The following is a 19,960-nucleotide window of genomic DNA, read 5'->3' as shown; positions in this document are numbered from 1 at the left end:
ATGAGCTTCCAGATTCTCGGGACGGGTTCTGACCGGTTCCTGACCCGGGCATCCGGGTTTTCCCGGGCTGCCAGGACGAGCCCGATGGGTCTTTGCGGTGCCGTCATTCCTGTGCGGCGGCCAGCAGGACCAGGCTCGAGGCCGTGAAGGCCACCATCAGCAGCGTCAGCGGCACCAGGGCGGCGGCGGCCCGGCGCCGCGGCACGCCGGTCGCCAGCACGACGCGGTGCGACCACCAGATCGAGGCGGCGTGGCCGGCCAGGATGGCGCCGGTGGCCACGAACCAGGTGATGCGCGCATCCAGCCAGGCGATGTCGGGGTAGTAGCGGGCGGTGCCGAACAGGTCCCACTGCAGCCCGAACGGATCGGACAGCAGGGCGACGATGCGTTGCCCCTGCAGCACCAGCGTCGAGAAGTTGTGGGCGAGGTGGTAGGCGGCGGCGATCGGCACCAGCGTCAGGGCGATGCGCGGGGGCAGTGCGGGGTCGCGGCCGGATGGCCCCAGCAGCGCCAGGCTCGCGTGCAGCGCCGCCTGGTAGAGCAGCAGGAAGGCCAGCCACACGGCGACCAGTCCGGCGGCGCCGGCGATGAAGCCGTTCGGATCGGCCTGCGCCGGTACCACCGTGCGCACCAGGCGGTCGACCAGCTCCCAGGCGGCGGCGCCGTGCAGGCCGTCGAAGATGACGGTGGCCAGCAGCGCCATCACCAGGGCGGCCAGGCCGGCCGCCGGCGGTGCCGCCGGTCCGCTGGCCAGGCGCCAGGGCGCCATCCGGCCGAAGGTGGCGAAGACCACCGCGAACAGGTCGGCGTGCGCCTGCCAGGCGGCGCGGCCGAACGCCGCCATGCCGCCCAGGTTGACGGCGGTCCACGCCAGCAGCAGCGCGCCGAGACGGGCCGGCGAGCTGGCGCGCGGGTCGACCACCTCCATCCAGCTCCAGGCCAGCAGCAGCAGCACGGCCGGCCAGACGCCGATGCGGGCCGGCCAGTGCCGCCGAGGAGTAGGCGCCGGCCGTCGCCACAGCGCCTGCCAGCCGGCGTGCAGCGTGCGCCACGGATCCAGCAGCGGCCAGACGTCGGCGACGAAGGCGCAGGTGAGCGAGAGCCCCAGCCAGGCGACGATCCAGACCAGCGTGGGCGTGAGGTTCATGAGGGGGTCGCGCGTGCCCCAGAGCGCACTGGCCACCGCGAGCAGGAACAGGACCAGGCCGAGCGTGCGGGTGACGGCCAGCAGCGGCGCCGGCACAGCCAGCGCGCGGGCCTCGCGCGGGGCGCCGGCACCGCGGCGGGCGAACAGCGCGGCGGCCGCGAACGTCAGCACCACCGCCAGGCAGCCGCCGGCCACCACGTAGGCCAGCGGCAGCGGCAGGTCGTAGCGCTCCTGCAGCGCATGGGCGCGGGTCGCGCCCGCCGCGAGCAGGGCAGTCAGGGAGAGGACGGCGCGCGCGCAGGCCCTCACCGCGGCTGCACTTCCAGCACCAGCAGGGGCGCGTCGTGGCGGTCCGTGTTCGTCGCGCCGGCCGGATGCCAGCTGGCGCGGAAGCGGCCGCTGGCATTGGCGGTGAAGGCCAGTTCGGCGATCCGGCCGGGCTGCACCGCCACTGCCAGCCGATAGGCATGAAGGTGCAGCTCGCCGGCGGTGTCGCTGGTGATGCGCCAGCGCAGGCGGTCGCCCTTGACCGCGCGCTGCAGGCGCTGGCCGGCCGGCAGCACGCCGGCCGCGATGGCCAGTTCGTGGACGGTTTCGGCAGCCTGGGCCGGCGCCCCGCCGGCCCACAGCGCGAGGGCCGCGCCCGAGCCGGCCAGGACAGCGCGCCGGTGCACGGTCGGCGTCAGTTCTTGACCGCCGCACTCCAGTCGGCGATGTTGCGCGCCGGACCGGTGAGCTCGAGGATGTGCAGGCCGGTGTTGGCGCGGTCGACGATGTAGACGTAGCCGCGCTCGTCGACCTCGACGTTGTTGGTCTGGATGGCGCGCCGCTTCGAGGCCTCGGTGAAGGGCAGGCCCGACGCCGCCATGCTGGCCGGCGTCTCCAGCACCACCGTCTCCTTGGTCATGGCCGGGATGTACCAGGCCACTTCCTTGAGGTTCATCGGGTTGCGCACGTCCAGCACCCGCACGCCGGCGTTGAAGTGGGCGAAGAACATCAGCTTCTTGTGGAACACCGGCGCCGTGCTCTCGTTCGACGAGTGGGTGCCGAAGCGCCCGCCGCGGGTGCAGAAGTTGCCGCTGGCCTCGGGCACGGTCCAGCTGGAGACGCCGAACGGCTTGGTCTCGGTGGTGACGTCGACCACCCACACCATCTGCCGGCCTTCCAGGCATTCCTTCTGGATCGCCTCGTCGGTCACCACGATGAAGTCGCGCTTCTTGCCCAGCAGGTTCTTGGAGAACTCGGGGATCTCGACGCCGAACAGCGGGAACACCGTGTGCGCGCCATGCATCGGCGGCAGGTCCAGCCGCGCGACCTGGGGCGCCAGCAGGTTCTCGGGCGTGGGCTCCTTGGGGCCGTTGAGCAGCTTGTCGCGGTCGACGATCTGCAGCACGCCGTCGGTGTTGGTGCCGTAGCCGAAGTAGACGCGGTTGCCCTTGGGGCCGCTGGAGATCGGGCCGTGCAGCGAGATCGGCACCGGGCCGCCGGCGCCGGGCTGCTGGCCGACCAGGCCGAAGTCGCGGATGAACACCGGCTTGGCGGGATCGGACAGGTCGTAGATCTGCGTCATCCGGTTGGTGCGCCACTGGGGATGGCCGGACACCAGGTAGGCGATGCCCGTGTCGCACTCCCAGAAGTTCTTGTGCGTGCCCTTCAGGCCGCGCCCGATGGTGGTGAGCAGCGTGGGCTTCTCGGGCGCGGTGACGTCCCAGATCTCGTGCGCCTGGTTGCCGAACACGCGCAGCATGTAGAACTTGCTCTTGTCGCCCTTGGGCAGGTCGGCGCCGGCGCACACGCGCACCATCTGCGCGCCACCCTGTTCGGCCTTGCCTTCCTCGCCCGGGATGTGGGTGAGGTACTTGGGCTTCTTCGGATCGGTGACGTCGACGACGGAGGTGCCGTTGTCCTCCATCTTGCCGGTCAGCGGATTCATCTTCTTGTCGCCGTGGTGGCCCACGTAGGCGATCCAGCGGTTGCCCTGGTGCTGGATGGTGGGCTGGTAGGCGGTGCGGCCCTGCAGGGGCTCGGCGCCCACCAGGCGCATGTTGAGCGATTCGGCCTTGCCTTCGGCGACCTGTTTGTCGGGCACGCCGTCGGACGGCGCCTTGGGCGGCGTCTGGGCCAGCGCCCAGGGCGCCGCCGCGAGGGAGCACCACAGGGCGGCCGCCGCCCAGCGGGCGGGGAGGGCGCGGGCGCGCGGGAGGAAGGAGCTGGCGATCATGGTGGATGTCCTCGTCATGGCGGGCTCAGGCATGGAAGCCGAACAGGCGGGCCGCGTTGTGGCCCAGGATGGCGTCCTTCTGCTGCGGGGTCAGCGTCTTGGCATCGCGGATCAGCTTGACCGGCTGCTCGTTCCAGGGGATGGGCGAGTCGGAGCCGATGACGACGCGATCGGCGCCGACCTCGGCCACCAGGTGGCGGATGCCCTCGTCGGTGAACACCAGCGAGTCGAACCACAGCTGCGACAGGTACTCGGTCGGCTTCTTCTTCAGCACGATGGACGGGTCGCAGTTGGCGGGCGCCACGAAGCAGCTGTGGTCGGAGCGCGGCGCGTAGGAGCCGAAGTAGCCGCCACCGTGCGCGGCCAGGACCTTCAGGCCCGGGAACTTGTCGAGCGTGCCCTCGAAGATCAGCTTGTTCAGCGCGATGGTGGTGTCCAGCGGGTTGCCGATCACGTTGGACAGCCAGCCGTTGCCCTTGAAGCGCTTGCCCAGCTCGGGCGTGCTCTGCGGGTGGATGAAGAGCACGGCGCCCAGCTCCTGCGCCTTGGCCCAGATCGGGTGGAAGCGGGCGGCGGAGAAGTCCTCGCCCTGCAGGCTGCCGCCGATGGCCGCGCCCACCAGGCCCTGCTTCTTCACCGCCTCCTCCAGCATCTGCACCGACAGCTCGGTGTTCTGCAGCGGCAGGCTGGCGAAGGCGGCGAAGCGGTCCTTCTTCCGGGCGCACAGCTCGGCCAGCTTCTCGTTGTTCACCTTGGTGATGGCGCGCGCGAGGTCGGGGTCGCGGCCGTACCAGAACGGGTTGATGCTGAGCACCTGCATGTCCACGCCCTGCGCGTCCATCGAGGCCAGCCGCTTGTCGATGGAGTCGAAGTGCTCGGCCTGGCCTTTCACCGGCGGCAGCGCGGCCTTGGCGCCCTCCGGTCCCAGCAGGTCGAGCGCCTCCTGGAAGTAGCAATGGGTGTGGGTGTCGATGGTCTTGACCCGCGAGCGGCGCACCGCGGGTGCGGCGGGCTTGGGCGGCGCCGTCGTCTGCGCCGCCGCCTGGCGGGCATGCAGCAGGCCGCAGCCGCAGAACATCAGTCCGGCGAGGGAGCCGGAAGTACTGGCCAGAAACGATCTCCGATCACGCATGCTTGTCTCCTTGGTTGGTGTTGTGGATGCGATGGAACTCGGGAGGCGCGGCCCCTGGCGAGGCGGCCGCGTCTGGAACGACTGGGACGCTATCCGGCGGGCTGGTCCTCCAGCTGGATCACGTAGGGAACCGGGAACGCCGACAGGATGGCGTCGGCCTGCTCCCGCGCACCCCGTGCCTCGCCGCGCAGGGTGAGCGTGGTGCGCATGCCGCTGCCGCCGGTGTTGACCACCTCCAGGTCCCACGAGGCGGGCAGCGCGCTCAGGGCCTCGCGGAACACGCGCTTGGCCGCGTCGACCTGCAGCAGGTGCTTGACCGGCTTGCCCACCGCGGTGAGCGGCAGCTTGTCCAGGAAGATGATTTCCTTGGGCACGGCGGGCCGCTCGGGAATGCGTTCGGCGGCGTACCGCAGCAGCTCGTCGGCGGTGACCTGGGCACCGGGGTGCAGTTCGACATAGGCCACCGGCAGCTCGCCCGCGTGGGCGTCGGGGCGGCCGACGGCGGCGGCCTGGGCGACCCAGGGCGACTGCAGCAGGGCGTCCTCGATCAGGCGCGGCTCGATGTTGTGGCCTCCGCGGATGATGAGGTCCTTCTGGCGGCCGGTGATCTTGATGTAGCCGTCGGCGTCGATGCTGCCCAGGTCGCCGGTGACGAAGAACCCGTCGGGCAGGAACGAGCCCTTGTCCTGTGCCGGGTCGAGGTAACCGCCGGCCACGCCGGGCCCGCCGACCAGCACCATGCCGTCCTCGCCCGGGGCGCACTCGCGCTCCACCGAGCCGTCGGCCGCCAGCCGCACCACGCGCACCTTCATGTAGGCAACGCGCAGGCCCGAGTAGCCGCGCCGGATCTCGCCGTCGCGCGGGTCGACCGAGACGTGGCTGGTGTTCTCGGTCAGGCCGTAGCTCTGCAGGGCGCGGGCGCCGGTGATCTCGCCGATGCGGGTCTGCACCGCCGGCGCCATGGCCGTGGAGCCGGTGGCGAAGTAGGGCCGCAGCGAGGAGATGTCCTCGGTGGTGGGCGGGTTCTTGGCCAGCACCGAGAGCGTGGTCGGCACGCCGGAGATCTGCGTCACGCCGAAGCGCTCGACGTAGCGCCAGTAGTTGGCGATGTAGCGCTTGTCGCGCGCGCCGTGCATGCTGGGGATGACGGTTGTGTGGCCGTCGGCCGTGGACACCAGGCCGCGCACCAGCAGGCCGCCGATGTGGAACAGCGGCGTGTCCGACAGCACCACGTCGTCGGGCGAGAACGCCATGCAGGTGTTGGCCGCCCACTGCCGGTAGACCATGCCGCCGTGCAGGATCTTCACCACCTTGGGATGGCCGGTGGTGCCGCCCGAGTGGACGTAGCACGCCACGTCGAAGCGCTTCGCGGTGGGCCGGTCGAAGGCCAGCCGGTCGCCCGGGTGGGCGGCCGCGGCGGTGAGCAGGTCGCCGGGATGGGCCGGCGCGAACGGATCGTGCAGCGTGAACAGGCGCGGCGGCTGCTCGAGCCGGGCCAGCGCCGCCGTGACGTTCTCGTGGATGGAAAAGCCCGGCGTGGGACCGAGCGCGATGACGACCCTGGCCTTGGTCAGCCCGATCAGGCTGGCCAGCGCGTTGGTGTCCAGCATCCAGTTGATCGGGAACGGCCGGCAGGCCAGCAGGCCGCCGATCAGGGCGGCGAACATCGCCGGGACCGTGGGGCTGACCAGGGCCACGGCGTCCTGCGCGCCGACGCCTTGCGCGCGCAGCAGGTTGGCGATGCGCAGCGCCTGCTGCTCCAGCTCGGCGAACGACCAGGTGATGACCTGGCCGTCGAGGTCGCCGTTGTCGGTGGCGTGCAGGGCCGCGCGCTGCGGCGCATGGCGGCAGCCGTCGAGCAGGTTCTGCGCGAAGTCCCAGCGCGTGATGCGCTGCTCGATGGGCACCTGCTCCAGCGCGTGGACGTCGGCCAGCGTGCACAGGGGCGGGTGTTGCAGGGGCGGCACGCTGCCGTGCGGGCCGATGTCGGGCGTGACCGACGCCGGGCGCTGGGTGAGGGCGCCGCTCATGCCGCGCCCGCCAGCGACAGGGTGCGCTCGGCCAGGCGCACGTTGGCCTGGTCGACCATCATCCCGCGGAACTTCACGGCGCCGATGCCGCGTGCCTCGCCCTCGCGGTAGGCGGCCAGCAGGCCCTGGGCGTACTCGACCTCCTGCGCCGTGGGCGAGAAGACCTCGTGCATCACGTCGACCTGGGTCGGGTGGATGGCCATCTTGCCGACGAAGCCGAGCTCGCGGGCGATGGCGCATTCGGTGCGCAGCGCCTGCGTGTCCTTGAGGTTCATGAACACGCCGTCGACCAGCCAGTGCAGGCCGGCGGCACGTGCATCCACCACCATCTTGCTGCGCGGGTAGGCCAGGGCCAGGCTCTGCGGGGTCCAGCGGCCGCCCAGGTCGACCATGAAGTCGCCTTCCTCGGCGCTGGCCAGCGCCATGCCGCAGATGCGCGGCGAGGCCTTGGCGATGTCGTAGGTGTTGCGCAGGCCCAGGCAGGTCTCGACGAGCGGCAGGATCGACAGGCTGCCGGCGGCGCGGCCCGAGGCCGCCTCGACGGCTTCGAGTTCCTTCGCGACGGCCTGCACGTCGGCGGCGTCGTCGGCCTTGGGCAGGATGACGCCCTTCACGGCGGCACCGCCGTGGCCGGCGCGCAGCACGGCCAGGTCGGCCCTGAAGTCGCCGGCGCGCGGGTTGTTGATGCGCAGGTACATGGGCTTGCGCAGGCCGGCGGCCAGCGCCTCGCCCACGTTGCGGCGGGCCTCGTCCTTGGCGTTGGCGGGAACGGAGTCCTCGAGGTCGAAGATCAGCGCGTCGGCGGCGCCGGCCTGCGCCTTGGACAGCAACTCGGGCCGGGTGGCCGGGGCGAACAGCAGGGTGCGGAACAACTTCATGGGATCGGTGCGAGGGGTGTCGGTGGGGTTCAGCGGCCGCGCCAGACGGGCGGGCGCTTCTCCAGGAAGGCGCGCGGGCCCTCCTGGGCGTCTTCGGTGGTGTAGAGGAAGGCGGCCAGGTCCTGCTCGAGGCGGAGGCCGTCCTGCAGCGGCATCTCGGCGCCGCGCACGATGGCGGCCTTGGCGGTGCGCAATGCGATGGGTGCGTTGGCGGCCATCTGCTCGGCCAGGGCCACGGCCCGCGCCAGCAGGTCCGGCCCGGGCACCACGTACTCGACCAGGCCGATGGCCAGCGCTTCCTGCGCGTCGACCGTGCGGCCGGTGAGCACCATCTCCAGCGCCCGCGGCATGCCGATGCGGCGCGACAGGCGCTGCGTGCCGCCGTTGCCGGGCATCAGCCCGCGCTTGATCTCGCCGAAGGCGAAGCTGGCCGTGTCGGCGGCGAACACCAGGTCGCACAGCAGTGCCAGTTCGACACCGCCGCCGATGGCCAGCCCGTTCACCGCCGCCAGGATGGGCTTGTCGAAGGTGGCGATGCCGTCGGTGGCGGCCTGGCGCAGCCGCTTGACCTCGGCCACCGGCAGGTCGGCGCTCAGCTTGGCGAATTCGCGCAGGTCCATGCCGGCGGAGAAGGCCTTGTCGCCGCTGCCGGTGAGCACCACGGCGCCGATGTCCGCATCGGCCTGCAGCGCCTCCAGTGCCTGGCGCATCTCGGCGCGCATCCGCATGCTGATGGCGTTCATCGCCTCGGGCCGGTTGAGCGCGAGGATGGCGACGCGGCCTTGCCGCGTCAGGATGAGGGTGTCGTGGACCGGTTCGCTCAAGGGTGCCTGCCCGTCATGGCTCGAGGGTGATGTTGGCCTGCTTGAGGATGGCCGTCCACTCCCCGAGTTCGCGGTGGATGCGGTCGGCCATCTCCTTGGGCGTGGATCCCAGGGGCTCGTACCCGAGTTCCTGGATGCGCTTGTTCATCTCGGGCTTGTGCACCACCTTCACGATGGCGGCATTGAGCCGCTGCACGATGGCCGGCGGCGTGCCGGCCGGCGCCCAGAAGCCCTGCCAGCCGGTCATCTCGTAGCCCGGCACGGACTCGGCGACGGTGGGCACGTCGGGCAGCACGGCCAGCCGCTTGGGCGAGCTGACCGCCAGCACCTTGACCTTGCCCGCCTTCACCAGGCCGAGCGAGGCCGCGACCGGATCCAGCTTCAGCTGCACCACGCCGGCCATCAGGTCGGAGTTGGTGTTGCCGCGGTAGGGCACGTGGACCATCTGCGCGCCGGTCATGCGCTCGAGCATCAGGCCGCCGAGGTGGGCGGCGGAGCCCGGCCCGGTGGACGCGTAGTTCACCGTGCCCGGCTTGGCGCGGTTGATGCGCGTGAGGTCGGCGATGCTGTTGGCCTCGAACTCGTTGGTGGCGATCCACATGTAGCTGAGGTTCAGCGTCAGCCCCAGGGGGACCAGGTCGCGCTCGGGCTGGTAGGGCAGCTTCTTGTACAGGGGCGGGTTCATCGTCGCCACCTGGTTGAAGCCGTACAGCAGCGTGTAGCCGTCGGGCGTGGACTTGGCCACCTTGTCGGTGCCGATGATGCCGGCGGCGCCGGTCACGGTCTCCACCACCACCGGCTGCCCCAGCTCCTCGCCGAGCGGGGCCGAGATCAGGCGTGCGAGCACGTCGGGACTGCCGCCCGGCGAGCTGGGGACGATGACGCGGATGGGCTTGCTGGGATAGGTCTGCGCCTGGCCGGTGCTGCCGACCGCCACCGCGGCTGCGAGCAGCAGCCATCGGGTGGCGCGCTGGACGTACTTCATGGGTCTCCTGGAAACGGATGGTGGGCCGCATGGCGGCTCGTGTGCGGGCAGCATATCTGAAGCAGGCGGGTGAATCAAGCAATTGATTGAATCGCTTGATTGGATAGAATGCGGACACCTCCACAACCAGAGCGCACCACCATGGCCAGGGAAGCCGAGGTCACCGCCGATTCCAACGCGAGCACGCCCGAGCGCATCCTGCAGGCGGCCGAGCGCCTGTTCAGCGAGCGCGGCATCGACGCCGTCAGCCTGCGCGAGATCACCTCCGCCGCGGGCGTCAACAGCGCCGCGGCGCACTACCACTTCGGTTCCAAGGAAGCGGTGCTGGAGGAGCTGTTCACGCTGCGGGCCCGCCCGATCGCGCAGATGCGCGAGCAGCTGCTGCGCGACCTCACGCTCGACCGGCACGGACGCCCCAAGCTGGAGGACGTGCTGCGCGCCTTCCTGCGGCCGGCCTTCGACGCGCTGCACACGCCCAACGGCGTGGCGTTCACCATGCTGCGCGCCCGCATGGCCTTCGAGCGTGAGGAGGTGCGGCGCGCCGCACTGGGCAAGGCCTTCAACGCCTCCAGCGCGATGGCGCTGCAGGCGCTGGCCCAGGCGCTGCCCAAGCTCGAGCCCAAGGAGCTGTACTGGCGCTTCCACTTCGTGATGGGCGCGATGGTCTACACCATGGCCGCGCCCGGCCGCATCGAGTCGATCAGCCACGGCGACATCGACACCTCCGACCCCGAAGCCGCCCTCGAGCACCTGGTGCGCTTCGCCGCCGCCGGCCTGCGCGCGGCCTGACCCGGGGCGCAGCCCATGCAGATTCCAGATGGCGCCGTGCTGGCCGACGGCGTCCTGACCGTGGCCGTGGACCGGTTGGCGCAGGTGCTGCCGGGACTGGCGGGCCTGGCGGGCGATGACGAAGTGCGGGTCGTGCTTGTCCTGGCGGACTCGACCCGCCATCCATCCCTCGATCCCGTCATGGCGGGCCCAACCCGCAATCCATCCATTGATCCCGTCATTGCGGGCTCGACCCGCAATCCATCTCCGGGAAGTGACGACCGCGCGACCGATGGAAAAATCCCGGACGAACCCGGCGCGGGAGATGGATGCCGGGTCGAGCCCGGCATGACGATGGACAGGGTCGAGCCCGGCATGACGACAGGGGCGGGGACCGATGGATGCCTTGGCGACCCCGGCATGGCGCCCTCCACGCTGCTGCGCGCCTTGCCCCAACCGGTGGTCGCAATGGCCGGCGGGACGTGTGAGGCCGCCACCGTCGCCGTCCTCGCCGCGAGCGACATCGTCTTCGCCGCGCACGACGCCCGCTTCGTGGTCATCGACGGCACCGTCGTCGACGCCCGCGAGGCGGAGGCCCGCGGGATCGTGACCTGCACCTTCCCGGCCGCCGACCTCGAGCGCGAGACGCAGGCCCTGGCGCGCGACCTCGCCGCCAAGGACCCGCTCGCGCTGCGCCTGACGAAGGAGACGCTGGCCGAGGTGGGCGCGATCGCGTGGGACGCCGTGCTGGACTACAACGCCGCCAAGGTGGCGCAGCTGAAAGAGCTGCAGGCCGGCCGGCCATCATCGCGTGCGGCTGGCGTCGCCAGCTTCCTGGCTGGCAAGAGCAAGCCCGGGCTGGGGAGCTGACGGCCATGCTGCGCATCGACGACCACGCGGGCGGCATCCGGTCCATCGGGCTGGACCGCGCCGCCAAGCGCAACGCCATCGGGGTGGAACTCACGCTGGCCATGGAGGCCGCGCTGCTGGCGGCGCGCGCCGACCCGGCCGTGCGCGCGCTGGTGTTCCACGGCATCGGCGGCAACTTCTGCGCCGGCATGGACATGAAGGACTTCTTTGACAGCTCCACCCGGCCGCCCGACCAGCTGGCGCGGGCGCGCTCCGCCACCGAGCACTGGCGGCGCTTGCTGCGCGAGCTGCCGCAGGCCATCGTCACCGCCGTGCAGGGCTACTGCTTCGGGGCGGCGCTGCCCATCCTGGCCGCCTCGGATGCGGTGATCGCCGGCCGCGACGCCCGCATCGGCCTGCCCGAGATCAACTTCGGCTTCGTGCCGGGGGCGCAGATCGTCAAGGCCGCGGTCCATGCGATGGCCCCGCGCGGCATCGCCTACGCCGCGCTCACCGGCCGCCCCCTGGCGCCCGAGCGGGCCCAGGCGTGGGGCCTGGTGACCGAGGTGGTGGACGGCGACCCCCTGGAGCGCGCACTGGCGCTGGCCGGCTCGCTCGCGGCGGCCCGGCGTGATTGACGGTCGGGGCTGTCCGGCCTATGATTCAATCAGTTGCTTGAATCACTTGATACAGAGAGACCGCTTCGCATGAATTTCGGCATCACCCCCGACCAGCAGGCCCTGGTCGACCACGTCCGCACGCTGCTCGACGACGTGTGTCCCATGGACTACGCGGCCCGCTGCGACGAGCAGATGCAGCCGCCGCGCGAGGCCTTCCAGGCGCTGGCGCGTGCCGGCTGGCTGGGCCTGATCGCGCCGGAGGAATACGGCGGCGCGGGTGGCTCGCCGACCGACCTGGCACTGCTGCTGGAGGAGACCGGCAACCACTTCGAGGAGCTGGGCCTCTGGCTGTTCCGCAACTTCACCTACGGTTGCTACGCCGTCCTCAAGCACGGCACCGAGGAGCAGAAGCAGCGCATCGTCCCGGGCGTCGTGCAGGGCGAGCTCTCGTTCGCCTTCGCGCTCACCGAGCCCGACTCCGGCTCCGACGCCGCTGCGCTGAAGACGCGGGCGGTGGCCGACGGTGACCACTTCGTCATCAACGGCCGCAAGCAGTTCACCTCGGGGATGGACATCGCCGACTACGTGCTGGTGGCGCTGCGCACCAGCGACCTGGGCAAGAAGCAGCTGGGCATCAGCACCTTCCTGGTCGACACCAAGTTGCCCGGCATCGAGGTGCGCAAGATCCCGACGCTGGGCCAGCACGCCATCGGCACCACGGAGGTGACCTACACCGACGTGCGGGTGCCGCGCAGCGCCCTGCTGGGCGAGCTGGACAAGGGCTGGGCGATCTGCGAGGACACGCTGCGCTACGAGCGCCTGTGCCTGTCGGCGGCGCGCATCGGGGCGGCCCGGCGCGCGTTCGAGTTCGCTCTCGACTACGCCAAGACGCGCACCCAGTTCGGCAAGCCCATCGGCAGCTTCCAGGTCACCCAGCACAAGTTCGCCGACATGAAGGTGATGCTGGACACCGCGCAGACCATGGTGCGCCGCTACGCCTGGCTGATGGAGCACGGCCAGGCCGAGCGGGCCGACACCGCGGTCATCAAGTACTACGTGGGCGAGTCGTACAAGACCATCTCCGACGTCTGCCTGCAGATCCTGGGCGGCTACGGCTACTGCATGGAATACCCGATGCAGCGCTTCTTCCGCGACTCGCGGCTGGCCACCATCGGCGGCGGCACCTCGGAGATCCAGAAGAACATCATCGCGGCCAGCCTGGGCCTGTGAAGAAAGCTGCGACGCCATGAAAGCGAAGAAGGACATCGGGCTGGCCATCGTCGGCAGCGGCCGCATCGGCACGCTGCGCGGGCGGCTGGCGGCCATGCACCCGTCGGTGCGCTTCATCGGCGTCATGGACACCGATGAAGCGGCGGCGCAGAAGCTGGCCAGGACGATCGACGCCTCGTTCTGCACCACCGACATGGAGGCGCTGGTCTCGCACCCCGAGGTGAACGCCATCATCGTGTCGTCCGCCGAGGGCGAGCACACCGCGCCCGTGCTGGCCGGGCTGCGGCGCCAGGTCCCGGTGCTGGTGGAAAAGCCGATCGCGCTGACCGTGCCGGAGGCCGACCTGATGCTGCGCACGGTGGCCGAACTGGGCGGCGACCTGCGGGTGGGCTACAGCCGGCGCTACAAGACCCGCTACCTGCTCGCCAAGGAGCAGCTCAAGCAGGGCCGCCTGGGCACCATCACCGGGGCCTGCGCCCGCCTGTACAACTCGCGCGCGCAATGCCTCGCCATGCTGGGGCGCAACCCGCACGCCACGCCGGTGGTGGACGCGCTGACGTACTACGTCGACCTCATGGGCTGGCTGCTCGAGGGCAACCCGGTCACCGAGGTCTTCGCCCGCGGCCAGAAGGGCGTGATCCAGGCGGCCGGCCACGACGTCGACGACGTGACCTGGGCGGTGCTCACCTGCCGCGATGGCGCGGTGGTGAACCTGGGCGTGAGCTACGCGCTGCCGGAGAAGTGGCCCTCGGTCGGCCACAGCGCGCGCGTCGAACTGCTGGGCACCGACGGCGTGCTGCTGGTCAACGACGACCACACCGATCAGATCATGCACACCAACGCCGGCTTCCCGCACGTCTACCTGCCGGGGCAGAAGGTCGAGACGGTGTTCCTGGAGAGCTCGACGCCGGGCGACTGGGCGCTGGGCGATTTCCTGGGACCCATCGCCGACGAGACCCGCGCCTGGCTCGACTACCTGTCGACCGGCAAGCCGTGCAACCTGGCCACGCCGGCCGACGCGCGCCACACGCTGGCGGTCACGCTGGCGATCGAGGAGTCGGCGCGCACCGGGCGCTCCGTGGCCGTGGCGCACGGGTGACGAACAACGACGTCGAGGGGAAACGCAGCATGGCCTCCATCCGACCGCTGGCCCGCCTGGGCCTGGCATTGCTCCTGGGCGCGGCGCTGCTGCCGGCCCGGGCCGCCTGGCCCGAGCGGCCGATCCGCCTCATCGTCGCCTTCCCGCCGGGCGGCGGCACCGACATCGTGGCGCGCCTGCTGGCGCCGGCGCTGTCGCAGCGCCTGGGCCAGCCGATCACCATCGACAACCGCGGCGGCGCCGGCGGCAACATCGGCACCGACGCCGCGGCCCATGCGGCGCCCGACGGCTACACGCTGCTGATGGGGAACATCGCCCCGAACGCCATCAACGCCAGCACCTTCAAGCACCTGCCGTACGACCCCGAGAAGGACTTCGCGCCGATCTCGCTGGTGGCGGTGACGCCCAACATCCTGGTGGTCAACCCCTCGGTGCCGGCGCAGTCGGTGGCCGACCTCATCGCGCTGGCGAAGTCGCAGCCGCACTCGCTGAACTACCCCTCGGCCGGCCGCGGCACCTCGTCGCACCTGGCCGGCGAGCTGTTCAACACCATGGCGCGGGTCGACATGGTGCACGTGCCGTACAAGGGCGGCGGGCCGGCCTTCACCGACCTGCTGGGCGGCCAGGTGCAGCTGTTCTTCGCCACCATGCCGGCGGCGATGCCGTTCGTGAAGTCGGGCCGGCTGCGGCCGCTGGCCGTCACCTCCAGCCAACGCTCGGCCACGCTGCCGGACCTGCCGACCATCGCCGAGTCGGGCCTGCCCGGCTACAGCGCGGTCACCTGGTACGGGCTGCTCGCGCCGCGCGGCACGCCGGCCGACATCGTGCAGAAGGTGAGCCGAGAGATCAACGAGATCCTGAAGCTGCCCGCCACGCGCGAGCAGCTGATCGCCCAGGGCTTCGAGCCGGCCGGCAGCTCGCCGTCCGACTTCGCCGGCTTCATCAGCGCCGAGATCGTGAAGTGGGGCCGGGTGGTCAAGGCCGCGGGCATCGCGCCCGAATGACGCCAGGACGACGATCGCGGGGCGCCACGCCCTTGCGGCGCACGATGCGGACGCGGGGTCTGTGACTTTTCCCCGACGCGCCGCCGCCGGCAGGCTTCCGCGAACGGGGCGGGTCGGGTAACTTCGACCGGTGGCGCTCGCCACGGACAAGACCAATAGGGGAAATGATGAAGTCTTCAACGGTGGCCCGTGCCGGCCGCCTCCTTGCCATCGCCGCCTGCCTGGCGCCGACCCTGTCCTTCGCCGACATCGTGCTGGGGCATTCCGGCGACCTGTCGGGCACTTCCGCCGCGCTCACCAAGGACTACCTGCGCGGCATGAACGCCTATTTCGACGACCTGAACAAGAAGGGCGGCGTGCGCGGCGAGAAGATCAAGCTGGTCAGCCGCGACGACGGCTTCAACCCGGACAAGACGGCCGAGAACACCAAGGCCCTGATCGAACAGAACGTGCTGGCCCTGGTGGGCTACCGCGGCACCGCCAACGTGCAGAAGATCGTGCCCCTGGTGCAGGCCGCGGGCATCGCCGAGATCGGCAACACCAGCGGCGCCAAGTCGCTGCGCGACCCCTACGTGCCGGGCCTGTTCCACGTGCGCGCCAGCACCACCGACGAGATCGAGGCGACCGTCAACCACGCCTGGACCATCGGCGTCACGCGCATCGCCGCGGCCTACCAGGACGATGCGTTCGGCAAGGAAGGCCTGGACGCGCTGAATGCGGCCATCCAGAAGCGTGGCGGCAAGGCGGTGGCCGCGGCGCCCGTGCCGCGCGGCACGGTCGACGTCGACAAGGCCGTCGAGGCGCTGGCTGCGGCCGATCCGCAGGCCGTGCTGTTCATCGGCCAGTCCAAGCCGGCGGCGGCGCTGGTCAAGGGCCTGCGCGCCAAGGGCAAGCGGCCGCAGTTCATGGTGCTGAGCGTGGCCTCGGGCCTGCACGCCGACCTGGGCGAGGATGCCGCCGGCGTCATCGTCAGCCAGGTCGTGCCGTACCCGTTCACCGAGCTGGGCACCCCGGTGGTGCGCGACTACCAGAAGATCATCGGCCAGCTGGACGACAAGAAGTACAGCTACAACAGCATGGAGGGCTTCCTCAATGCCAAGCTGGTGGCCCAGGCGCTGCAGAAGATCCAGCCGCCGTACACGCGCGCCAAGGTCATCTCCACGCTGGAGGCGATGAACAACGAGGACCTGGGCGGTTTCGCCGTCTCGTACGGCAAGCAGAGCAACCTGGGCTCGCGCTTCGTGGCCCTGACCATGATCCGCAAGGACGGCTCGTTCGCGCGCTGACGCGCGGCCCGCGACGGTCCGCGACCGTCCGGGTTTCCCTCCTGCCCGCTGCGGGGTCCCGGCTCGATGATCCGGGTCCATCCAACTGACCCGGAGCCCCGCATGCCGATCCGCCACCTGCTCGCCAGCGCCTGCCTCGCCGCCTTGGGCGGCTGCGCGATGCCGGGTCCCGGCAACCTGCAGTCCACCGACCTGCGCGTGCCCGTGACCTCCACCGCGCCGGGCATGCGAGGACAGGCCGCACAGCTCTACGTGCGTGAGGTGACTCCCGCCGATGCCGCGAAGCTGCCGGTGGTGCTGTTCGTCCACGGCGCCGGCACGCCCGCCGAGGTGTCGTTCGATTCGCGCCTGGAGGACTACAGCTGGATGCGCCAGGTGGCGCGGGCCGGCTTCGACGTCTACTCGGTCAGCCTCACGGGCTACGGCGGGTCGACACGGCCGGTGCCCATGGGGGAGCCGTGCAACATCGCGAAGGCGCAGCAGGCCGGCTACGTCGCCGCGCCGTGCGCGCCCACCTGGCAGGGCCCGATCACCACCATGTCCTCCGACTGGAACGACATCGATGCCGTGGTCGAGCACGTCCGCCGGGTGCGCGGCGTCGAGCGCGTGTCGATGGTGGCCTGGTCGCAGGGCGGTCCGCGCGTGACCGGGTATGCGGCGCTGCATCCCGGCAAGGTCGACCGCATCGTGGTGCTCGCACCGGCCTACAACCGCACCGGCATCGCCCGCGAGCCCAGCCCGCTGCCGGCCTTTCCCGAGGGCGCGATGACGGTCCAGTCGCGCCGCGATTTCATCGCCAACTGGGATCGCCAGGTCGGCTGCCCCGCGCAGTACGACCCCGCGGCGGCCACCACCATCTTCGACGAGATGCTGGAGTCCGATCCCGTCGGCGCGAAGTGGGGGACGGGCGTGCGTCGCGCGCCCAGCGTTCCCACCTGGGGCTTCAACAAGGAGGCCGTCGCCGGCGTGAAGGCGCCGTACCTGATGGTGACCGGCATCCACGACAAGCAGGTGCCGCCCGAGCGCGTGCGCGAGCTGTACGAGGACCTGGGCAGCCCGAGCAAGGTGCTGGTCGACCTTGGCTGCTCGTCGCACAACGCGATGTGGGAGAAGAACCGCAAGGTGCTGTTCGACGCCACCGTCGACTGGCTGCGCCACGGCAAGGTCAACGGCCTGGAGCGCGGCACCGTCCGGATGGGGTATTGAGGCCGCGGTAAGCTGGGGCATCCCCGCGGTACCCCTTGATGAAGGCCCTGAGTTCCGACGACCTTGCCTGCTTCGCCCTGGTGGCGCGCGCCGGCAGCTTCTCCAGGGCGGCCCTCGAGTCGGGCAGCAACCAGTCGACCATCAGCCGCCAGATCGCGGCGCTCGAAGCGGGGCTGGGCGTGCGGCTGTTCCACCGCAGCGGCCGCGGCGTGGTGCTGACCGACCGCGGACGCGAGCTGCAGCAGTACGCGGACACCGTGGCCGGGACGCTGGAGGCCGCCTCGCGCGCCATGGGCGTGCACGCCGACCAGGGCCCGGTGCGCCTGCGCATCGCGGCCCAGCCCACCATCGCGCAGGTCATGTTCGGCGAGCTGGGGCACGCCCTGCACCGGCGCTTTCCCGGCACCCGCATCCGTTTCGTCGAGGGCCTGGCCAGCCACCTGCTGAAGGACCTGCACGACGGCGAGATCGACCTGGCCCTGCTGTACCGGCCGGAGCACCCCGGCGCCCTGACGTACGACCCGCTGCTGCAGGAAGGCATGCACCTGGTGGCGCCGGCCGGCTATCCGGTCGGCGAGGGCCCGTTCCCGGTGGCCCGCCTCGGCGAGGTCCCGCTCATCATGCCCAGCACGCACCACGGCATCCGCGTGCTGGTGGAGGCGCTGGCCACGCGGCACGGCTTCGTGCCGCGGATCGCCCTCGAGTGCGATGGCTCGGTCGCCATCACCCGGCGGCTGGTCATGCAGGGCTGCGGCTGCACGCTGCTGCCGCTGGCGGCGGTGGCCGACGACGTGCGCGCCGGGCAGCTGCTGAGCCGGCCGCTGGCCAGCCCGCCGGTTTGCCGCACCGTCGGCGTGGTCCTGGGCCGCAATTCGGCCGGCGCGGCGGGCCTGTGGGAGGCCACCCGCCTCGTCAAGGACCTGGTCGTGCGCCAGGTGCAGCAGGGCCGCTGGCCCGGCACGGTGCTCGACGCCGCCCTGGCCGGGGCGCAACCGGGCGCCGGCCCGGACCTCAGGGAGCCGGCAGGCGCGACTGGGGGGTGATCTGCAGCGGGTCCGTCCGCAGCTCGATCAGGGCCGCGCGCCCGCAGGCCCGGGCCCGCTCGAACGCCGCCGGGAAGTCGCCGGTCTGCTCCACGCGCTCGGCGTGGGCGCCGAATGACCGCGCCAGGGCGATGAAGTCGGGGTTGGCCAGCCGGGTGCCGGACACCCGCGCCGGGTACTCGCGTTCCTGGTGCATGCGGATGGTGGCCAGCATGCCGTTGTTGACGACGATGACCACCACCGGGGCGTCGAACTGCATCGCCGTGGCCAGCTCCTGCGGGTACATCATGAAGCAGCCGTCGCCGGCGAAGCACACCACGGTGCGCTCGGGGCAGCGCAGCTTGGCCGCGATGGCTGCCGGCAGCCCGTAGCCCATGGCGCCGTTCACCGGCGCCAGCTCGGTGGCGCGGCGGCGGTAGCGGTAGTAGCGGTGCACCCACACCGTGTAGTTGCCGGCGCCGTTGCTGATCACCGCGTCCTCGGGCAGCACCTCGTTCAGGTGGGCCACTACCGCCGCCAGGTCGACGCCCTGCAGCGCCGGGTCGGCCGGGGCGGGCGTGGAATGCGCTTCGTAGTCGGCGCGCGCCGCCCGCGTCCAGTCGCGCCAGCGTGGCGCCGGGGTGGCGGGCAGCGCCGCCAGCGCCGCCGCCAGGGCCGGCATGCCGGTGGCCAGGGGCAGGGTGGCGTGGTACACGCGGCCGAGCTCCTGCGGGTCGGGGTGGGCGTGAACGAGCACCTGGCGAGGCACCGGGCTTTCCACCAGCGTGTAGCCGGACGACGAGGCCTCGGCCAGGCGCGAGCCCAGCACCAGCAGCAGGTCGGCCTGCCGGACGCGTTCGGCCAGGCGCGGGGAGACGCCCAGGCCCAGCTGGCCGGCGTAGTGCGGGTCGCGGTTGTCGAACAGGTCCTGGCGGCGGAACGAGGCCACCACCGGCAGGTCGTGCGCGTGGACGAAACGGGCCAGGTCGGCGCAGCCGGCGTCGGTCCAGTCGCCGCCGCCGACGATGACCAGCGGGCGTGCGGCCGCGCCCAGGCGCTCGGCCAGCTCGCGCACGGCGTCGGGCTCCGGCGCCGAGCGGCCGATGCGCACCGGCGGCGCGTCGGCGACCGCTGTGCTGCCGAACAGCACGTCCTCGGGCAGCCCGACGACCACCGGACCGGGGCGGCCGGACTGGGCGACCGAGAAGGCGCGCGACACGATCTCGGGGATGCGCTCGATGGCATCGATCTCGACCGCCCACTTCGCCAGCCCGCCGAAGACCTGGCGGTAGTCGATCTCCTGGAACGCCTCGCGGCCGATGAAGCCCTGGTCGACCTGGCCGACGAACAGGACCATGGGGGTCGAATCCTGCATCGCGGTGTGCACGCCGTTGGCGGCGTGGGTGGCACCGGGCCCGCGGGTGACGAAGGCGATGCCCGGGCGGCGCGTGAGCTTGCCGTGCGCCTCCGCCATGTTGCTGGCGGCGCCTTCGTGGCGCGCCACGATCGTGCGGATCGAGGGATGCTGGTGCAGGGCGTCCAGCACCGGCAGGAAGCTCTCGCCGGGGACGCAGTAGACGTGGTCGACCTGGTTGGTGGCCAGGGCCTGGACCAGGATCTGGCCGCCCGTGCGGGCGGGAAGTGGGTGTGTCATGGCGA

18 protein-coding genes are annotated in these 19,960 nt (G+C 71.5%); 9 read left to right on the top strand and 9 right to left on the bottom strand.

Features of this window, described 5'->3' with window-relative positions:
• Positions 1-103 precede the first annotated feature (103 nt).
• The 8 genes from GON04_RS16420 to GON04_RS16385 all read right to left on the bottom strand — a co-directional run bounded on the left by GON04_RS16420 (position 104) and on the right by GON04_RS16385 (position 9,217).
• A complete protein-coding gene (locus GON04_RS16420; RefSeq protein ID WP_157399132.1) occupies positions 104-1,456 on the bottom strand; it encodes a hypothetical protein in 1,353 nt (450 codons plus the stop codon).
• Entirely contained in the window at positions 1,453-1,821 is a 369-nt protein-coding gene (locus GON04_RS16415) for a hypothetical protein (protein WP_157399131.1), read from the bottom strand. Before GON04_RS16415 ends, GON04_RS16420 begins: the two co-directional genes overlap by 4 nt.
• Positions 1,822-1,829: 8 nt before the next feature.
• On the bottom strand, positions 1,830-3,368 hold the full coding sequence (locus tag GON04_RS16410; protein WP_157399130.1) for an LVIVD repeat-containing protein: 1,539 nt from the start codon (positions 3,366-3,368) through the stop codon (positions 1,830-1,832).
• Positions 3,369-3,393: 25 nt separating this feature from the next.
• Positions 3,394-4,500 (bottom strand): amidohydrolase family protein, encoded by a 1,107-nt coding sequence (locus GON04_RS16405; protein ID WP_157399129.1) that lies wholly within the window; start codon positions 4,498-4,500, stop codon positions 3,394-3,396.
• 89 nt (positions 4,501-4,589) lie between these two features.
• The gene (locus GON04_RS16400; protein WP_157399128.1) at positions 4,590-6,530 is read right to left on the bottom strand and encodes an AMP-binding protein; all 1,941 of its coding nucleotides are present in this window, start codon (positions 6,528-6,530) and stop codon (positions 4,590-4,592) included.
• Positions 6,527-7,408, bottom strand: coding sequence for an HpcH/HpaI aldolase/citrate lyase family protein (locus tag GON04_RS16395; RefSeq protein ID WP_157399127.1), 882 nt, complete (start codon positions 7,406-7,408; stop codon positions 6,527-6,529). The genes GON04_RS16400 and GON04_RS16395 overlap by 4 nt, the downstream gene beginning before the upstream one ends.
• 29 nt (positions 7,409-7,437) lie before the next feature.
• Positions 7,438-8,232, bottom strand: coding sequence for an enoyl-CoA hydratase/isomerase family protein (locus GON04_RS16390; RefSeq protein WP_157399126.1), 795 nt, complete (start codon positions 8,230-8,232; stop codon positions 7,438-7,440).
• 13 nt (positions 8,233-8,245) lie between these two features.
• Positions 8,246-9,217 carry a Bug family tripartite tricarboxylate transporter substrate binding protein gene (locus GON04_RS16385; protein WP_157399125.1) on the bottom strand — a complete coding sequence of 324 codons (972 nt, stop codon included), beginning with the start codon at positions 9,215-9,217 and terminating at the stop codon, positions 8,246-8,248.
• Positions 9,218-9,358: 141 nt separating this feature from the next.
• Here GON04_RS16385 and GON04_RS16380 point away from each other — a divergent pair, with 141 nt between their 5' ends.
• From GON04_RS16380 to GON04_RS16340, 9 genes are all read left to right on the top strand, one after another.
• Positions 9,359-10,006: a TetR/AcrR family transcriptional regulator gene (locus tag GON04_RS16380; protein WP_157399124.1), complete on the top strand. Its 648-nt coding sequence runs from the start codon at positions 9,359-9,361 to the stop codon at positions 10,004-10,006.
• Between the two features lie 15 nt (positions 10,007-10,021).
• Positions 10,022-10,855 (top strand): Clp protease/crotonase-like domain-containing protein, encoded by an 834-nt coding sequence (locus GON04_RS16375; RefSeq protein ID WP_157399123.1) that lies wholly within the window; start codon positions 10,022-10,024, stop codon positions 10,853-10,855.
• 5 nt (positions 10,856-10,860) lie between these two features.
• Positions 10,861-11,472 carry an enoyl-CoA hydratase/isomerase family protein gene (locus GON04_RS16370; RefSeq protein ID WP_157399122.1) on the top strand — a complete coding sequence of 204 codons (612 nt, stop codon included), beginning with the start codon at positions 10,861-10,863 and terminating at the stop codon, positions 11,470-11,472.
• A gap of 69 nt (positions 11,473-11,541) precedes the next feature.
• The gene (locus tag GON04_RS16365; protein ID WP_157399121.1) at positions 11,542-12,684 is read left to right on the top strand and encodes an acyl-CoA dehydrogenase family protein; all 1,143 of its coding nucleotides are present in this window, start codon (positions 11,542-11,544) and stop codon (positions 12,682-12,684) included.
• Between the two features lie 16 nt (positions 12,685-12,700).
• Positions 12,701-13,783, top strand: coding sequence for a Gfo/Idh/MocA family protein (locus tag GON04_RS16360; RefSeq protein ID WP_157399120.1), 1,083 nt, complete (start codon positions 12,701-12,703; stop codon positions 13,781-13,783).
• 29 nt (positions 13,784-13,812) lie between these two features.
• Entirely contained in the window at positions 13,813-14,787 is a 975-nt protein-coding gene (locus tag GON04_RS16355; RefSeq protein ID WP_157399119.1) for a tripartite tricarboxylate transporter substrate binding protein, read from the top strand.
• 167 nt (positions 14,788-14,954) lie between these two features.
• Entirely contained in the window at positions 14,955-16,073 is a 1,119-nt protein-coding gene (locus GON04_RS16350) for an ABC transporter substrate-binding protein (protein ID WP_157399118.1), read from the top strand.
• A gap of 102 nt (positions 16,074-16,175) precedes the next feature.
• Positions 16,176-17,279, top strand: coding sequence for an alpha/beta hydrolase (locus GON04_RS16345; protein WP_157399117.1), 1,104 nt, complete (start codon positions 16,176-16,178; stop codon positions 17,277-17,279).
• 38 nt (positions 17,280-17,317) lie between these two features.
• Positions 17,318-18,322, top strand: a complete 1,005-nt coding sequence (locus tag GON04_RS16340) for a LysR family transcriptional regulator (protein ID WP_232533141.1) — start codon at positions 17,318-17,320, stop codon at positions 18,320-18,322.
• Here GON04_RS16340 and GON04_RS16335 read toward each other — a convergent pair.
• A complete protein-coding gene (locus GON04_RS16335) occupies positions 18,291-19,955 on the bottom strand; it encodes a thiamine pyrophosphate-binding protein (protein ID WP_157399116.1) in 1,665 nt (554 codons plus the stop codon). The genes GON04_RS16340 and GON04_RS16335 overlap by 32 nt on opposite strands.
• Positions 19,956-19,960 lie beyond the last annotated feature (5 nt).

It is taken from the genome of Ramlibacter pinisoli, assembly GCF_009758015.1.
Lineage (GTDB): Bacteria > Pseudomonadota > Gammaproteobacteria > Burkholderiales > Burkholderiaceae_C > Ramlibacter > Ramlibacter pinisoli.
Note: the sequence above shows the minus strand (reverse complement) of the source record. Positions and strands in the feature narration are given on the sequence as shown.

What these genes read in the sequence shown, in the direction of transcription:
- GON04_RS16410 (WP_157399130.1), bottom strand. Translation starts at nt 3,368, where the DNA reads ATGATCGCCAGCTCCTTCCTCCCGCGCGCCCGCGCCCTCCCCGCCCGC.
- GON04_RS16405 (WP_157399129.1), bottom strand. Translation starts at nt 4,500, where the DNA reads ATGCGTGATCGGAGATCGTTTCTGGCCAGTACTTCCGGCTCCCTCGCC.
- GON04_RS16400 (WP_157399128.1), bottom strand. Translation starts at nt 6,530, where the DNA reads ATGAGCGGCGCCCTCACCCAGCGCCCGGCGTCGGTCACGCCCGACATC.
- GON04_RS16395 (WP_157399127.1), bottom strand. Translation starts at nt 7,408, where the DNA reads ATGAAGTTGTTCCGCACCCTGCTGTTCGCCCCGGCCACCCGGCCCGAG.
- GON04_RS16385 (WP_157399125.1), bottom strand. Translation starts at nt 9,217, where the DNA reads ATGAAGTACGTCCAGCGCGCCACCCGATGGCTGCTGCTCGCAGCCGCG.
- GON04_RS16380 (WP_157399124.1), top strand. Translation starts at nt 9,359, where the DNA reads ATGGCCAGGGAAGCCGAGGTCACCGCCGATTCCAACGCGAGCACGCCC.
- GON04_RS16375 (WP_157399123.1), top strand. Translation starts at nt 10,022, where the DNA reads ATGCAGATTCCAGATGGCGCCGTGCTGGCCGACGGCGTCCTGACCGTG.
- GON04_RS16370 (WP_157399122.1), top strand. Translation starts at nt 10,861, where the DNA reads ATGCTGCGCATCGACGACCACGCGGGCGGCATCCGGTCCATCGGGCTG.
- GON04_RS16365 (WP_157399121.1), top strand. Translation starts at nt 11,542, where the DNA reads ATGAATTTCGGCATCACCCCCGACCAGCAGGCCCTGGTCGACCACGTC.
- GON04_RS16360 (WP_157399120.1), top strand. Translation starts at nt 12,701, where the DNA reads ATGAAAGCGAAGAAGGACATCGGGCTGGCCATCGTCGGCAGCGGCCGC.
- GON04_RS16355 (WP_157399119.1), top strand. Translation starts at nt 13,813, where the DNA reads ATGGCCTCCATCCGACCGCTGGCCCGCCTGGGCCTGGCATTGCTCCTG.
- GON04_RS16350 (WP_157399118.1), top strand. Translation starts at nt 14,955, where the DNA reads ATGAAGTCTTCAACGGTGGCCCGTGCCGGCCGCCTCCTTGCCATCGCC.
- GON04_RS16345 (WP_157399117.1), top strand. Translation starts at nt 16,176, where the DNA reads ATGCCGATCCGCCACCTGCTCGCCAGCGCCTGCCTCGCCGCCTTGGGC.
- GON04_RS16340 (WP_232533141.1), top strand. Translation starts at nt 17,318, where the DNA reads ATGAAGGCCCTGAGTTCCGACGACCTTGCCTGCTTCGCCCTGGTGGCG.
- GON04_RS16335 (WP_157399116.1), bottom strand. Translation starts at nt 19,955, where the DNA reads ATGACACACCCACTTCCCGCCCGCACGGGCGGCCAGATCCTGGTCCAG.